13 protein-coding genes are annotated in these 14,842 nt (G+C 63.2%); 8 read left to right on the top strand and 5 right to left on the bottom strand.

Annotated elements, in window-relative coordinates:
• The first annotated feature begins 11 nt into the window (after window positions 1-11).
• The gene (locus CTR53_RS14180; protein WP_290814567.1) at window positions 12-1,451 is read left to right on the top strand and encodes an FAD-binding oxidoreductase; all 1,440 of its coding nucleotides are present in this window, start codon (window positions 12-14) and stop codon (window positions 1,449-1,451) included.
• 1 nt (window position 1,452) lies between these two features.
• A complete protein-coding gene (locus tag CTR53_RS14175) occupies window positions 1,453-1,980 on the top strand; it encodes a dihydrofolate reductase family protein (protein WP_290814564.1) in 528 nt (175 codons plus the stop codon).
• On the opposite strand, the gene CTR53_RS14170 is transcribed toward CTR53_RS14175, so the two are convergent.
• The 4 genes from CTR53_RS14170 to CTR53_RS14155 all read right to left on the bottom strand — a co-directional run bounded on the left by CTR53_RS14170 (window position 1,965) and on the right by CTR53_RS14155 (window position 5,940).
• Entirely contained in the window at window positions 1,965-3,821 is a 1,857-nt protein-coding gene (locus CTR53_RS14170; protein ID WP_290814561.1) for a TRAP transporter permease, read from the bottom strand. The genes CTR53_RS14175 and CTR53_RS14170 overlap by 16 nt on opposite strands.
• Window positions 3,822-3,913: 92 nt before the next feature.
• Complete coding sequence (locus tag CTR53_RS14165; protein ID WP_290814559.1) at window positions 3,914-4,870, bottom strand: TAXI family TRAP transporter solute-binding subunit; 957 nt, start codon at window positions 4,868-4,870, stop codon at window positions 3,914-3,916.
• 69 nt (window positions 4,871-4,939) lie between these two features.
• Window positions 4,940-5,389, bottom strand: coding sequence for a DUF488 family protein (locus CTR53_RS14160; RefSeq protein WP_290814557.1), 450 nt, complete (start codon window positions 5,387-5,389; stop codon window positions 4,940-4,942).
• Complete coding sequence (locus CTR53_RS14155; protein WP_290814555.1) at window positions 5,386-5,940, bottom strand: DUF2239 family protein; 555 nt, start codon at window positions 5,938-5,940, stop codon at window positions 5,386-5,388. Before CTR53_RS14155 ends, CTR53_RS14160 begins: the two co-directional genes overlap by 4 nt.
• A gap of 77 nt (window positions 5,941-6,017) precedes the next feature.
• On the opposite strand from CTR53_RS14155, the gene CTR53_RS14150 reads away from it, so the two are divergent.
• The 6 genes from CTR53_RS14150 (at window position 6,018) to CTR53_RS14125 (ending at window position 13,577) form a co-directional block, all read left to right on the top strand.
• Window positions 6,018-6,353 (top strand): GIY-YIG nuclease family protein, encoded by a 336-nt coding sequence (locus CTR53_RS14150; protein ID WP_290814553.1) that lies wholly within the window; start codon window positions 6,018-6,020, stop codon window positions 6,351-6,353.
• Between the two features lie 119 nt (window positions 6,354-6,472).
• On the top strand, window positions 6,473-7,597 hold the full coding sequence (locus tag CTR53_RS14145; RefSeq protein WP_290814551.1) for an efflux RND transporter periplasmic adaptor subunit: 1,125 nt from the start codon (window positions 6,473-6,475) through the stop codon (window positions 7,595-7,597).
• 21 nt (window positions 7,598-7,618) lie between these two features.
• Complete coding sequence (locus CTR53_RS14140) at window positions 7,619-10,768, top strand: efflux RND transporter permease subunit (protein ID WP_290814549.1); 3,150 nt, start codon at window positions 7,619-7,621, stop codon at window positions 10,766-10,768.
• Window positions 10,769-10,894: 126 nt separating this feature from the next.
• Window positions 10,895-12,016, top strand: a complete 1,122-nt coding sequence (locus CTR53_RS14135) for a DUF2855 family protein (protein ID WP_290814547.1) — start codon at window positions 10,895-10,897, stop codon at window positions 12,014-12,016.
• Window positions 12,017-12,018: 2 nt separating this feature from the next.
• Window positions 12,019-12,936, top strand: a complete 918-nt coding sequence (locus CTR53_RS14130) for an aldo/keto reductase (RefSeq protein WP_290814545.1) — start codon at window positions 12,019-12,021, stop codon at window positions 12,934-12,936.
• Window positions 12,936-13,577: a DUF6064 family protein gene (locus CTR53_RS14125; protein ID WP_290814543.1), complete on the top strand. Its 642-nt coding sequence runs from the start codon at window positions 12,936-12,938 to the stop codon at window positions 13,575-13,577. Before CTR53_RS14130 ends, CTR53_RS14125 begins: the two co-directional genes overlap by 1 nt.
• Here the strand turns inward: CTR53_RS14125 and CTR53_RS14120 are convergent.
• On the bottom strand, window positions 13,574-14,815 hold the full coding sequence (locus tag CTR53_RS14120; RefSeq protein ID WP_290814541.1) for a PLP-dependent aminotransferase family protein: 1,242 nt from the start codon (window positions 14,813-14,815) through the stop codon (window positions 13,574-13,576). The two genes, CTR53_RS14125 and CTR53_RS14120, sit on opposite strands and share 4 nt — an antisense overlap.
• Window positions 14,816-14,842: the final 27 nt, after the last annotated feature.

Raw genomic sequence — 14,842 nt, 5'->3', positions numbered from 1 at the left:
CAATCACCGCCATGAACGCACCGCTCGCCTCACCCCTCTCCGCCACCCTGCTCGACCGTTTCAAGGATCTGGTCGGTCCCAAAGGCTGGGTCACCGATCCCGACGTCCTGGCGCCGCATCTGCGCGAACAGCGCGACCTTTACGTGGGCGCCTCGCCGATGCTGCTGCGCCCGGCCAATACCGAGGAAGTGGTCGCCATCATCAAGCTGGCACGCGAAACAAAGACTAAGCTGGTGCCGCAGGGCGGCAATACCGGATTGGTCGGCGGCAACATCCCCTTCATGAGCAACGACGAGATCATCCTGTCGCTGCAGCGCATGAACCGGATCCGCGAGCTCGATCCGCTGAACGACACCATCACCGTGGAAGCCGGCTGCATCCTGCAGCAGGTGCAGCAGGCCGCCCGCGAGGCCGACCGGCTGTTCCCGCTCTCCATCGGTTCGGAGGGCAGTTGCACCATCGGCGGCAATCTCTCCACCAATGCCGGCGGCAATGCCGTGCTGCGCTACGGCAATACCCGCGAACTGGCGCTGGGCCTGGAAGTGGTACTGCCCGATGGCCAGGTCTGGAACGGGTTGCGCGGTTTGCGCAAGGACAATACCGGCTACGATCTGAAAGACCTGTTCATCGGCGGCGAAGGCACGCTGGGGATTATCACCGCCGCCGTGATGAAACTGCATCCGATGCCGCGCGCGATGGCGACGGCATTTACGGCGATCCCGAACCCCTCAGCCGCCATCGAGCTGCTGGCCATGGCCAAAGCCGCGACCGGCGGCCAGGTCACCGGCTTTGAAATCATCTCGCGGCGCTCGCTCGACTTCGCGCTCAAGCACAATCCCGGCACCCTTGATCCGGTCGCCGAGCCGCATCCCTGGTATGTGCTGATGGAATTTTCCTCGGGCCGCGACGACGGCAATATCGGCGAGACGATGGAAGCACTGCTCGCCGAGGGTTTTGAAAAGGGCCTGGTGCAGGATGCCGCCATCGCGCAGTCCGACACCCAGCGCGCGGCGTTCTGGAAAATCCGCGAACTGCTGTCCAGTTCGCAGAAGCCCGAGGGTGGCTCGATCAAATGCGATATCTCGGTGCCGGTATCGAAAATGCCGGATTTCATCGAGAAGGCTTCGAAAGCCGTGGAGGAGTACCTGCCCGGCATCCGGGTCGTGGCCTTCGGCCATATCGGCGACGGAAATGTGCATTTTAACTGCTCGCAGCCGGTCGGCTGGGATCGCCTCGAATTCCTCAAACACTGGGATGCCGTACACCAGATCGTGCATGACATCACCCATGACATGCAGGGTTCGATCTCGGCCGAACACGGCGTCGGCCGCATGAAGATCGACGAGATCGTGCATTACAAGTCGCCGGTGGAGATCGAGATGATGCGCAAGATCAAGCGCGCTTTCGACCCCGACAACATCCTCAATCCCGGCAAGGTGGTCTGGCCGTAACATGGCCAGACCTCTGTTCCGTGCGTATATGGCGGTCAGCGCCGATGGCTACATCGCGCGCGCCGACGGCAGCGTCGAGTGGCTGCACGACTACAATCCGGTCGAATTCGGTTACAACGATTTCTATGCCGGCCTCGGCCATATCGTGATGGGCCGCGCCAGTTACGAGCAGGCACGCGCCTTCGGCCCGGACTGGCACTATGCCGGCAAGCCCTGCACGGTGGTGACGTCGCAGGCGCTGTCCGGCCTGCCCGCCGGCGTACGCACCCATACGGCTGATTTCGCGGCGCTGGCGCAGGAGTTGCGCCGGACGACTCAGAGCGGCGATGTCTGGCTGTTTGGCGGTGCGCGGCTCTGGACCGGCTTCCTGTCAGCCGGCGCCGTCGACCGTTTCGAGCTTTACGTGGTTCCCATCCTGCTCGGCCAGGGCATGCCGCTGCTGCCCAAGGCCCAGGAAGTGCGTCTCGCCCTGCGTGAGAGCGAGACGCTGACCCGTGGTGTGGTGAAGCTGGCCTACGACGTGGTCTGAACCGCCTGGTTCGGCATAAATTTCTGCCCGACCAGCACCACCACCAGCAGCAGGATGCCGACAGCGTCGCCGATCCAGCCCGGCACCAGTGTCATCGCCAGCGCGCCAGCGATCAGCATAGCGCGTTCGTAGCTGCGCAGATGGAAGCGCAGGAAGCCATGCAGGCCCGCGGCCAGCATGCCGATACCCACGCAAGCCGACACGGAGGCATGGACGATTTCAATCCAGTCGCCGATCATCAGCAGTGCAGGCTGGAACACGAACATGAAGGGCACGATGAAGCCGGCGGCGCCGATCTTCACCGCCGCCACACCCGATTTCCATAGATCAGCCTTGGCCAGACTTGCCGCGGCATAGACCGCCAGCGCCACCGGCGGCGTGATCGCCGAGAGAATGGCGAAATAGAAGGCGAACATATGCGCGGCGGGTTCGATCACGCCCAGCTTCATGATCGCCGGCACCATCAGCGACACCATCACGATATAGGCCGGCGTGGTCGGCATGCCCATGCCGAGGATGATGCCGGCCACTGCGGTCAGCACCAGCGCCAGAATGAGACTGCTCTGCGACAGACCGATGATCCAGTTGGTAAAGGTAATGCCAAGGCCGGTCAGCGTGATCGAACCGATCACCAGACCGGCGCAGGCGCAGGCCAAAGCCACCGCCAGCGTGTTGCGCGCACCGTCTTCCAGCGCTTCGGGGATCAGTCCCCAATGCAGGCCTTCGCGCGTGCTGGCGCGCAGCAGCGCCACCGGAAAACAGGCCAGTGTGCCAGCCAGCGCGCAATAGGGCGCGGAATATCCCATCGTCATGCCACCCAGGATGATGGCGACCGGAATGAACAGATGGCCGCGCTCCTTCAGCACGATGAGCAGGCGCGGCACCTCATGCGATGGCAGGCCGACCAGCCCCATGCGCTTGGCCTCGAAATGCACCGCGCCGAAGCAGGCGACGTAATACAGAATGCTGGGGATCAGCGCCCAGGCGACGACCTGCAGGTAGGGTACCGCCAGGAACTCGGCCATCACGAAGGCAGCAGCCCCCATGATCGGCGGCATGATCTGCCCGCCGGTCGAGGCGACAGCTTCGACGCCGGCCGCAAAATGCTTGGTGAAGCCGGTCCGCTTCATCAGCGGAATCGTGATCGGCCCGTCAACCATCACGTTGGCGACGGCCGAACCCGAAATGGTGCCGAACAGCGACGACGACACGACCGAAACCTTGCCCGGCCCACCGGCCTGCCGGCCGGTCAGGGCCAGCGCGAAATCCATGAACAGCTTGCCGGTGCCGGTGCGCTCCATCACGCTGCCGAACACCACAAAGATGGTCACATAGGCTGCCGAGACACCCAGCGTCGAGCCGAAAATGCCTTCAGTCGTCATGTAAAGCTGGTCCAGCAGCGTCAGAGGGTCGACCTTGGTAATGAATAGCGCCCACCCCATGAACAGCAGCGCTGTGATCGGCAATGCCCAGCCGATCACCCGGCGCGTTGCATCCAGCACCACGAAGATGAGGCTGAGGCTGGCCACGATGTCCAATGGCCTGAGATCGTCGATATAGATGATGCGGTTGATGAAGTAGTCGTAGTTCACAAACATATAGGAAAGGCCGAACGCGGCAGCGGCAAACAGAACGGCATCGAGCCAGACCAGGCGCCGCCGGCCATCCTTACTCTCGACAAAGGGATAGAGCAGGTAGACCAGCGCCAGCGCGAAGGCCAGATGCGTGCCACGGAAGATCATCGCTTCCGGCGGCCCCATGGCGATGACCCACATGTGGAACACCGCCATAGCGACGCCGATGGGCATCACGATCCGCCCGATCAGGGTCTTGCCTTCCATGTCACTCTCCCCCGTACTGAAAAAATACCGGCGTCGTCCGCTTCTTGCGGCAGACGACGCCGGTTAGTCGCCTCAGTAAACTACGCTGACGCTCACTTCAGGGCGCCGACTTCGCGATAGTATTTCGCGGCACCCGGATGGAAGGGCACGCCGATATCCTCAGCCATGTCCTTCGGCGTCATCTTCGCCATCGCCTTGTTGATCGCCGCCATATCGGCAATATGGCCCGCCATCGCCTTGGTCACAGCGTAGACCTTGTCCGCCGGCAGCTTGCAGGAGGCGATGAAATGCGCCGAATAGGCAATCGCCGGCACATCCTTGTCCTGCTTCGGATAGGTGCCGGCCGGAATGGTGCCCTTCACATAGCCGGCATTGATCTTTTTCATCGCCGCCACTTCGGCATCCGATACCGGTACCATCGTGATGCCGCGCGACGAGGCCAGATCCATCACCGACGAGGCCGGAATGGTGGTACCCAGCGTGAAGATCTGAGCGTGGCCGTCCTGCAGCAGGGCGGCAGCATCGTTGTAGGAGGCCATGAAGTTGACCTTGCCCATGTCGTTATATGACAGGCTGTTGGCCTTCAGGATGTCGGCGGAGATTGCTTCGGCGGTATTGCCGCGGGTCTGCACGGCGATCGTCTTGCCCTTCATATCGGCGACTTTGCCGACCTTGGCATCGGCCAGGCTGACGATCTGGAAATACTGCGGATAGAGATTGGCGATCTGGCAGACGTTGGTTGCCTTCTTCTCGAAGGGCTTGCGGCCTTCAATCGCATCCACCGTCGAAGTCGAGTTGCCGAAGCCGAAATCGGCCTTGCCTTCCTCGACGCCCTTGACGTTGGCGATGCCGGCACCCGGCAGGGTCTGCACGGAAGAACCCGGCAGGGTCTTCTCGAACATGGCCTTCAGCGTGCCGCCCAGCGGTACCCAGACGCCACCCTGCGGACCGGTCATCAGCTTGTAGGTTTGCGCCTGCGCATCTGCGCCTGCGAATGCCGCGACGCCGGCGGCTAGAATTCCGATACTGGCAATGGTGCGATAGCGCATGACGTTCCTCCCGTTGGATTTTTATGGAGGCAAAGTCTGCGTATACGTCGCCGTCAGGTCAAGCGGAGATCAATCGAACAAATTGGTTTGCCGCGGCGCTTGCTGCAGCGCATCATTTGGCAGCAGAGACCCGTCGCCCAGAATATGCGTGACAGTTACGCCATTTTTGAGCAGGGCGGGCGTCACCAGATGTGTGCGATGGCACATGCGGGGATCGCGCTCGGCGCACATGATCGCTGTACATTGGCTGTTCGCCGCTTTCAGCAGCTCGCTTATGCCAGCGCTGAAAACCGGCTCCGCCGCACGCGGCTTGCCGCCCAGCGCCTGACCGAACCAGCGATAGTCGATCCCGGCCTCCTGCAGGCTGCGCATCAATGCGGCGCGATTGAATTGCGGCGAAAAGCGCGAGACCGGCGCCGAGCGCACATCGGCCAGCAGGCGAACCCCGTGCTTTTGCAGCAATGCGACAAACTGCTCCGCCGTCTGGTTGGAATGGCCGATGGTGAAGATCGCGGTCATGTCCCGGGCCAAGCCAATTTCTGCGCATGATGGCGGATATCTGCCGGCCAGGTCGCGCTGTGCAGCACAAAGCGCGCAGCATCATTGGCAAACAGCGCGCGCGTAGCTTCCTCGAAACCCGGCAGGTTGCCCGCCATCGCCGACATGAAGCGATAAGCGGTTTCCTGCGCCGTCCTCAGATCAGATTGCCCGCCATCGCGGCGACGGGCCTCGTCGACCAGACGACGCAAGACATGCGATGCGCCACCGGGCTGGGCACTCAGCCAGTCCCAGTGTCGCGGCAGCAGGGTGACTTCGCGCGCCACCACGCCGAGCTTCGGCCTGCCGCGGCCGCGCGCGGGCTGCTCCTCCGCTGCCGGGGCAAGGCGCGCCAGCACGTCGGCATCGCTGCCGCGCAGGTCGAGATCGATCACCCGGCCGGTGGCGTCGTCGAAGGTCAGGATGCTGGCGGCGGGATCGCGGTCGAGCGCGGCCTTCACCGCCAAAGCCACTTCGGTCAGAGGGCCGTGGGCCAGGCGGTCGGTGCCGGTAAAAGCGGTGCAGAGGGCCATATCAAATATTTACCCGGATAAAATTCTTGCGTCAAACGTTCGCCAGATATATATCCGGGTAAAATTTGGAGCCCATTATGAAAACCCAGGATCGCAAGGCGGCGCAGGCCGCCTACAAGGAACGTAAGACCGTGGCCGGGATCTACGCCCTGCTCTGCCGGCCGACCGGCCAGCGCTGGGCCGGCCGCGCACCCGATCTCGCCAAGATCCAGAACCGGGTCTGGTTCAGTTTGCGCCATAACGGCCATACCCGTCGCGACCTGCAGGCAGCCTGGAATGCCCATGGCGCCGAGGCTTTCCAGTTCGAGGAACTGGAGCGGATCGCGGACGAAGAGCTGAGTTATGTGCGCGAGCGGGTGCTGAAAGACCGGCTGCAGCACTGGTGCGAACGACTGCACGCGCAGGCCCTGTAACCGGCCCTGTGACGGAAATCACAGTTACCCAGCGGTAACACTCGCAGGATGGACGGGTTTCGTGCGTCCTTATATATACGGCGCGATCTGGCAGGCTGCAGCCGCCGGTGGGGGACAAGATGAAACGTGCGGTGAAGATCGGTCTGTCGGTTGCGGTGCTGGTCGTGCTGGCCGGCGGCGGACTCTATGTCCTGAAGGGCCGCCAGCCCGCCAGGGCGGTAGCCACCGCCGAAACAACGAAATTCAGCGGACTGGAATTTTCGCCTGCCGATCTCGCGCAGGCGAAACGCGCCGATCTGCGCCAGGTGGTGCGGCTGAACGGCACCATCCAGCCCTTCAACCAGAGCCTGCTGCGTGCCGAAGTCGCCGCAGTGGTGAACGAGATTTCCGTGCGTCGCGGCGAAAGCGTGAAGAAGGGTCAGTTACTGGCGCGCCTCGACACCAGCGATGTCGGCGCCCGCATGCGCGAAAAGCAGAGCAACCTCGAAAGTGCACGCTCGGCGCTCAAGCTGGCCGAGATCAATCGCGAGAAGGCGATTACGCTGACGCAGCGCGGTGTAAAATCGCAGACTGCGCTGGATGAAGCCGAGAATGCCTGGCGCAATGCCCGCGCCAATGTCGCCGCCATGGAGCAGCAGCTCAGCGTGGCGCGCAAGAGCGTGCACGACGCCGCCATCTATGCCCCGCTCGACGGCCTGGTGGCTGAACGATTCGTCAATCCGGGCGAACGCGTCGCCATCGATGCCAAGCTGTTTTCCATCGCCGATCTCGACCTGATGGAGGTCGAGGCCCTGGTGCCCGCGCGCGACGTCCCGCAGTTGCGCGCCGGCCAGAAGGTCGTGCTGCATGTCGAAGGTTTCGGCGACCGTCGTTTCGACGCTCACATCGAACGTATCAATCCAACCGCGCAGAGCGGTTCGCGTTCGATCCCGGTCTATGTGCTGCTGCAGAATCCGGAGCATGTGCTGCGCGGCGGCATGTTCGGCGCCGGCGAGGCCGTGCTGGTCGAGGCGCCGGGCGTGATCGCCATCCCGGGCGAGGCGCTGCGCGAGGAGAACGGTACGCGTGTTGTCTATGTGCTGAAGGACGGCAAGCTGGAGCGTCGCGCGGTGAAAGTGGCGCTGCAGGGCAGTGCCGATGGCCGCATCGGCATCGCCGAGGGGGTGGCCGAGAACGAGACCGTGGTGGCAACGCCGGGCCTGCGCCTGAATGACGGGCTGGCCGCGCGCATCGCCGGCCGCTGATCGCAAAAGGGAGTCCGCGCCATGTGGCTGACCCGCATCAGCGTCAACAATCCGGTCTTCGCGACCATGATGATGGCCTCCCTGCTGGTGGTGGGGCTGTTCGCCTATTTCAAGCTGAGCGTCGAGCAGTTCCCCGACGTCGAATTCCCCATCGTGCTGGTCAATACCAGCTATCCGGGCGCCACCCCGGAAAGCGTGGAAAGCGAAGTCACGCGCCCGATTGAGGATGCCGTCAACACGATCAGCGGCGTGCGCACGCTGACCTCGCGTTCGCTCGAAGGCCGCTCCACCGTCATCATCGAATTCGAACTGACGGTGAATGCCGTCGCCGCCACGCAGGATGTGCGCGAAAAGATCGCGCTGGTGACGCCGCGCTTCCGCGACGAAATCAAGATGCCGGAGATTTCGCGTTTCTCGCCCGACAACCAGCCGGTCGCCTCGATCACCATCCGCAGCGAGCGCCGCGACCTGCGCGAACTGACCACCTTGGCCGACCAGGTGGTGCTCAAGCGATTGCAGACCGTGCGCGGCGTCGGGCAGGCCTATATCGTCGGCGGCCTGAAGCGCCGCATCAATGTGCTGCCCAATCCCGAGAAGATGCAGTCCTACGGCGTCGGCATGGATCAGCTGATCCACGTGCTGAAAGCCGAGAACCAGCAGATTCCGCTCGGCACGCTGACCCGGCCGCAGACCGAGTTCGTGGTGCAGATCGAAGGCCGTGTCACCGATCCGCGCCGCCTGGGCGAGCTGGTGGTGGCACGCCGCGGCGGCGCCTCGGTCACGGTCGGCGATATTGCCACGGTGGAAGACGGTTCCGAGGAAAAGGAAGCCGTCGCGCTGTTCAACGGCGACCGCCAGCTGGCGATCAGCTTCGTGAAGGTGCAGGGCTCCAACACGCTGGAAGTGATCACTGGCTTGAAAGCCGCAATCAAGGAAATGCAGCCCGACCTGCCGTCTGATATTTCGCTCCAGTTCATGCGCGACGACAGCCGCGCCATCCTGAATTCGGTCAACAGCGTGCAGCGCACCCTGATCGAAGGCGCCGCACTGACCGTGCTGATCGTCTTCCTGTTCCTGAATTCCTGGCGCAGCACCATCATTACCGGGCTCACGTTGCCGATTGCCGTGATCGGCACGCTCGCGGCAGTCAACGCCGCCGGCTTCACGCTGAACAAGCTGACCCTGATGGCGCTGTCGCTGGCGATCGGCATCCTGATCGACGACGCCATCGTGGTGCGCGAGAACATCACGCGCCATGTCGCGATGGGCAAAAGCCACCGGCAGGCGGCGCTGGACGGCACCAACGAAATCGGCCTGGCGGTGCTGGCCACCACCTTCTGCATCGTCGCCGTCTTCCTGCCGGTTGCCTTCATGGACGGCATCATCGGCCGCTTCTTCCTGCAGTTCGGCATCACCGTCACAGTGGCGGTGCTGATCTCGCTGTTCGTCAGCTTCACGCTCGATCCGATGCTGTCCAGCGTCTGGCATGACCCGGACAGCCTGCCCAATGCCAAGCGCGGCCCCGTCGGCCGCATGGTCGGCCTGGTCGACAAGGGCATGGAGCGGCTCGGCCGCGTCTATCGCCGCATCCTCGCCTGGAGTCTGCGCCTGCGCTGGCTGGTGCTGACGATTGCGGTGGCCAGCTTCGTTGCCACCATCGGCATTCTGGCCTCGGGCAAGATCGGTTCGGAATTCCTGCCGGAGCCGGATCTGTCGGAAATCCTGGTTGAGATCACGGCGCCGCCGGGTTCGGCCATCGACTATACCGAGGCCAAGATCCGCCAGGTGCAGGATGCGCTGAAGGAATTCCCCGAAGTCGATTATTCCTTCGCCTCGATCAATGCCGGCAGCTTCGGGCGCCGCAATGTCGGCACGCTGTATGTGCGTTTCGTGCCGATCGACCAGCGCAAATATTCGCCGCAGCAGATGGCTGGCTTCTTCCGCCAGCGCATCGCGCATATTGCCGGCATCGACAATGTGAATATCGGCCAGGCCAATCTGGGCGGCGGGTTGAACAAGCCGATCATGATCGCGATCAAGGGCCAGGATATCGCCGAGCTCGACCGCCTGTCGCAGGAGGCCATGGCGCAAATGCGCACCGTGCCCGGCGTGGTAGATATCGAATCCAGCCTGAAAGCGAACAAGCCGACCGTGGCGCTGGAAGTCGACCGCCAGCTCGCCGCCGATCTCGGCGTCGGCACGACGACGATTGCCAGCACGCTGCGCCCGCTGCTGGCCGGCGAAGAAGCCGGCACCTGGAAGGCACCGGACTCGGAGGATTACGACGTCTTCGTGCGCCTGCCGCGCGACGATCGTACCGGCATGCCGGATCTGGAACGTATCTACATCACCTCCAGCCAGATGAATGCCGACGGCAATCCGCGCATGGTGGCGCTGGCCCAGGTGGTGAGCATCCAGCCCTCGACCGGCTCGACACAGATCAACCGTCGCGACCTCGCCCGTGAAGTTCTGCTGACCGCCACCACCGACGGGCGTCCCGTGGGCGAAGTGGGCCGCGCCATCCAGGCGAAGCTGGAGCAGATGAAGCTGCCGCCGGGCTATCGCTTCTGGTTCGGCGGCGCATCGAAGGACATGAAGGAATCCGCTGGTTACGCTGCCGCGGCGCTGCTGCTGGCGGTGATCCTGATCTACCTGATCCTGGCCTCGCAGTTCGCCAGCTTCCTGCAGCCGATTGCCATCATGGCCTCACTGCCGCTGTCGCTGTTCGGCGTTGTGGTGGGGCTCTGGGCCTGGGGTTCCACCTTCAGCATGTTTGCCGTGATCGGCTTCATCATGCTGATGGGGCTGGTGACCAAGAACGCCATCCTGCTGATCGACTTCGTCAATCATGCCCGCCGCGATGGCATGTCGCGCAGCGAAGCCATTCTGGAAGCCGGCGAAATCCGCCTGCGTCCGATCATGATGACCACGCTCGCCATGATCTTCGGCATGCTGCCGCTCGCCATGGCCATCGGCGAAGGCGCCAAGCAGACCGCCGGCATGGCCCATGCGGTGATCGGCGGCCTGATCTCGTCCACCCTGCTGACGCTGATCGTCACGCCGGTGATCTTCACCTATCTGGATGATCTGGGTGTCTGGGCCAGCCGCAAGCTGCGTGGTGCGGCAACCGATGCACACGGCGAACCTGCAGCACGCCAGCCGGGCGAATAGCTCCCGCTGCTGATCGCGTTTTCCGTGGTTTTTGTCCAATCCTTGTCACATTGCAGCTATCATCCGCATTCTAGATTGGACGCTATATAAGACTGACAAACAGCACCCCCGCACCTGGAGGTTTCCATGTCGCAGATCCTCACCGCCACCGCCAAATCCGATCTGGCGGGCGCGCAGTTCCAGGTACACAAGGACGATCTGAGCAAGACGCGCTTTGCCGATGTCACCCTGCATGCCGACGACCTGCAGACGGATCAGATTCTGGTCAAGATCGACAGCTTCGCGCTGACCGCCAACAATATCACCTACGGCCAGCTCGGCGAGCAGATGCGGTATTGGGGGTTTTTCCCTGCTGCGGATGAGACGTGGGGCATCATCCCGGTCTGGGGATTCGCCGACGTGATCGCCTCGCGGCATCCGACCATCGCAGTCGATGAGCGTATCTACGGCTTCTTCCCGATGGCGACGCATCTGGTGATGACGCCGGGCAAGCTGACCGACAGCAACTTCATCGAGGCAGCGCCGCATCGCAGCGAGCTGCCGCCGGCCTATAACAGCTACCTGCGCATCACCACCGATCCGACTTTCTCCGAAGCCTTCGAGGCTTATCAGGCCCTGCTGCGGCCGCTGTTCATCACGTCGTTCCTGATCGATGACTTCCTGACCGACGAGAAATTCTTCGGCGCGCAGACGGTCGTGCTCTCCAGCGCCTCATCGAAAACCGCCTTCGGTCTGGCGTATCTGCTGCACAAACACAAGGGCACCACCGTGGTCGGACTGACCTCGGCCTCCAATCGCGCTTTCGTCGAGGGGCTCGGCTGCTACGACCGTGTGGTGACCTATGACGAGATCGGCCAACAGCCGGAGGAAGACGCCGTCTATGTCGATTTCGCCGGCAGCGCCGAGGTGCGCCGCGCCGTGCACGAGCATTACGGCGGCCATCTGAAATACAGTTGCGCCGTCGGCATGTCGCACCGCGAGTTGAATCCGCCGGGTAAGGGTCTGCCCGGTGCGAAGCCGATCTTCTTTTTCGCGCCGAACCGCATCGTCAAGCGCAGCAAGGAATGGGGTCGCGGCGGATTGGAAACCCGGCTGAATGCCGCCTGGACCGAATTCGTACCGATGCTGCAAGGCTGGATCAAGGTGATCCGCGGCAGCGGTCGCAGTGCCGTGGAAGCGGCTTATCGCAGCATGCTGGCCGGTGGCGTGAAGCCCGATGAAGGCCACATCCTGAGCCTGTGGGATTAGGTTTGCCGGCAGGCATTCCTGTTTCGCGGCGCGCGCTGCTGGGCGGGTTGGCCGCAACGGCGCTGCCCTTCAATATAAGTTTCGGGCAGGGCGCGGGCGTCACGCGCGCCATTCCCTCGACTGGTGAGAAACTGCCAGTGATAGGACTGGGCAGCTGGATCACCTTCAATGTCGGCAACGATCCGCGCGGACGCGCCGCCAGCATTGCCGTAATGCGCGAGTTCTTCAACGCCGGCGGTCGCATGGTCGATTCCTCGCCGATGTATGGCTCGTCGCAAGGCGTGATCGGCGAAGGCCTGAAAACGCTGGCCGCGAAGCAGCAGGTTTTCTCGGCCGAGAAAGTCTGGACCTCATCCGGCCGCAGCGGGCCGCAGCAGATCGAAATCACGCGCCGCCACTGGGGCGTGGAAAAATTCGACCTGCTGCAGGTGCATAACCTGCTGGGCTGGGAAGCGCATCTGGAAACGCTGCACGCCATGAAGGCCGAGGGCCGTATCCGCTATATCGGGATTACCACGTCCGAAGGCCGCCGCCATGACGAGATCGAGCGTATCATGCAGAGCCAGCCGGTCGATTTCCTGCAGATCAGCTACAACGTGCTGGACCGCGAGATCGAGCAGCGCATCCTGCCTCTGGCACGCGAGCGCAGGATCGGCGTCATCGTCAACCGGCCGTTCCGCCAGGGCGACCTGATCGACGCCGTGCGGCGCCATCCCCTGCCCGTCTGGGCTGCTGAGATCGGTGCTGCGAACTGGGCACAGCTGCTGCTGAAATTCATCGTGGCCCACTCGGACGTCACCTGTGTAATCCCGGCTACCACACGGACCCAGCATCTGGCCGAAAATATGGGCGCCGGCCACGGGCCGCTGCCGGATGCGGCGATCCGCCGGCGCATCATTTCTCACGTCGAGGCGCTCTGATGGCCGCATGGTCGACATACCGCCTGTCGGATTTCCTGCTGTTCTCGCCCGAGACCTATTTCCGGCTGTTCGAGCTGCACAACGAAACGCTATGGCCCTGGCAGGTCGCGGCGGTGATCGCCGGTCTTGCCATGCTGGCCGTGACGGGCCAGCCGCTGGCGCTGCTGTTCGCCGGCGCCGCCTGGCTGCTGACCGCCTGGCTCTGGCTGTACGAACGTTACGCCACGATCAATTGGGCCGCGGAATACCTCGCCTACGGCTTTGCCTTGCAGGGACTGCTGCTCTGGTTCTTCGCTTTCGACCGCGAACTTCAACCGACCGACAGCCGCAGCCGCGCCTTCGGTTTCATGCTGGTGGTCTGCGCGCTGGCCCTGCAACCGCTGCTGCCCTGGATGCTGGGCCGGCCATGGCAGCAGGGCGAGGTTTTTGCCCTGATGCCGGGACCGACCGTGGTCGCCACGCTCGGCCTTCTCCTGGCCTTGCGCGCACACTGGCTGCTGCTGGTGCTGCCGCTCGCATGGTGCGCCATCGATGGCGCAACGTTATGGACCATGAAGGCACCAGCCTTCTGGCTGCTGCCGCTGGCCGGCCTCCTGACGCTGGTGCTGCGGGTGATGCCGGTTAAGCCACGCCCAGATTAAGCCGCACGGTTGGCGCGCAGCTTGTTCTGCAGCAGCGCCGCCAGCCGCTCGATGCCTTCGCGGATGCGCGCCGGTTCGCCCAGCGAGAAACTCAATCGCGCCGTGTTGCGTTTTGCATCCGTGGCAAAGAAGGCCGAGCCCGGCACAAAGGCGACATGGATGTCCTTCACCGCTTCGGCCAGCAGCTCGGCGCCGTCGATGCCGTCGGGGAATTCCAGCCAGATGAACATGCCGCCATCGGGATGCGTGAACCGCACTTCCTTGGGCAGGCAACGCTCCAGCGCCTCCAGCATCACGTCGCGGCGCTCCTTATAGGCCTTGCGCAGTTTCTGCACCTGACCGGCATGCGAGGCTTTCGCGATATCGCAGGCGACCATCTGGTTGATCGTGCTGCAATGCAGATCGGAGGCCTGCTTGAGCAGGACCAGTTTGTTGATCAGCGACGGATCGGCGTTGATCCAGCCGATCCGCAACGCCGGCGTCAGCACTTTCGACAGGCTGCCGATATAGACCACCAGCCGCTTGCCGTCGCTGTCAGGCTGCGCGAGATACTGCTGCTCCAGCGCTGCAAAACTCGGGATGCGCGCATTCTCGTAGCGCAGTTCCTCGTAGGGCGAATCTTCCAGGATGGCCACGCCATACTGATGCGCCAGCCTGAGAATCGCTTCGCGGCGCTTAAGCGAGGTGGTGATGCCGGCCGGATTGCAGAAATCCGGTGTGAGGTAGAAGAATTTCGGCTTCTGTTTAAACGCGGCTTCGAGCTGGTCGAGCAGCACGCCCTCGTTGTCCATCGGCACCGAGAGGAATTTCGGCTGATAGGTGTTGAAGACCTGGATGGCGCCGAGATAGCTGGGCGAGGTCACCACCACACTGTCACCCGGATTGATCAGCGCGCGACCGAGGAAGTCGATGGCCTGCTGCGCGCCCGAGGTGATCAGGATACGCTCGATCCCGGTCTCGATATTGTGCGTCTGCAGATAACCGGCGATCCATTCGCGCAGCGGCACATAGCCTTCGCTGATCGAATACTGGAAGGCTTCCCTGGCCTGCACCGGATCGGCCAGCACGCGCTGATACGACGCGCCGATGGCATCCAGCGGGAAGATTGCCGGATCTGGAATACCGCCGGCGAAGGAGATGATTTCCGGCCGGGCGATCAGTTTGAGCAGTTCGCGGATTTCGGAGGCGCGCAGTTCCTGCACGCCAAGCGACAGGCCGGGGAAAGCGGATTCAGACATCGGATTTGGCTCGGGTTTCCTCAGGAA

Origin of the sequence: Ferrovibrio sp. (genome assembly GCF_002796975.1) — a bacterium.
In the GTDB taxonomy this organism is placed as follows: domain Bacteria; phylum Pseudomonadota; class Alphaproteobacteria; order Ferrovibrionales; family Ferrovibrionaceae; genus Ferrovibrio.
The sequence above is the reverse complement of the archived record's forward strand: the minus strand, read 5'-3'. Positions and strand labels throughout refer to the sequence as shown.

Coding starts and splice junctions, on each gene's coding strand:
- CTR53_RS14160 (WP_290814557.1), bottom strand. CDS start 5,389: ATGACCGCGATCTTCACCATCGGCCATTCCAACCAGACGGCGGAGCAG.
- CTR53_RS14140 (WP_290814549.1), top strand. CDS start 7,619: ATGTGGCTGACCCGCATCAGCGTCAACAATCCGGTCTTCGCGACCATG.
- CTR53_RS14180 (WP_290814567.1), top strand. CDS start 12: ATGAACGCACCGCTCGCCTCACCCCTCTCCGCCACCCTGCTCGACCGT.
- CTR53_RS14150 (WP_290814553.1), top strand. CDS start 6,018: ATGAAAACCCAGGATCGCAAGGCGGCGCAGGCCGCCTACAAGGAACGT.
- CTR53_RS14125 (WP_290814543.1), top strand. CDS start 12,936: ATGGCCGCATGGTCGACATACCGCCTGTCGGATTTCCTGCTGTTCTCG.
- CTR53_RS14155 (WP_290814555.1), bottom strand. CDS start 5,940: ATGGCCCTCTGCACCGCTTTTACCGGCACCGACCGCCTGGCCCACGGC.
- CTR53_RS14165 (WP_290814559.1), bottom strand. CDS start 4,870: ATGCGCTATCGCACCATTGCCAGTATCGGAATTCTAGCCGCCGGCGTC.
- CTR53_RS14175 (WP_290814564.1), top strand. CDS start 1,453: ATGGCCAGACCTCTGTTCCGTGCGTATATGGCGGTCAGCGCCGATGGC.
- CTR53_RS14145 (WP_290814551.1), top strand. CDS start 6,473: ATGAAACGTGCGGTGAAGATCGGTCTGTCGGTTGCGGTGCTGGTCGTG.
- CTR53_RS14120 (WP_290814541.1), bottom strand. CDS start 14,815: ATGTCTGAATCCGCTTTCCCCGGCCTGTCGCTTGGCGTGCAGGAACTG.
- CTR53_RS14170 (WP_290814561.1), bottom strand. CDS start 3,821: ATGGAAGGCAAGACCCTGATCGGGCGGATCGTGATGCCCATCGGCGTC.
- CTR53_RS14135 (WP_290814547.1), top strand. CDS start 10,895: ATGTCGCAGATCCTCACCGCCACCGCCAAATCCGATCTGGCGGGCGCG.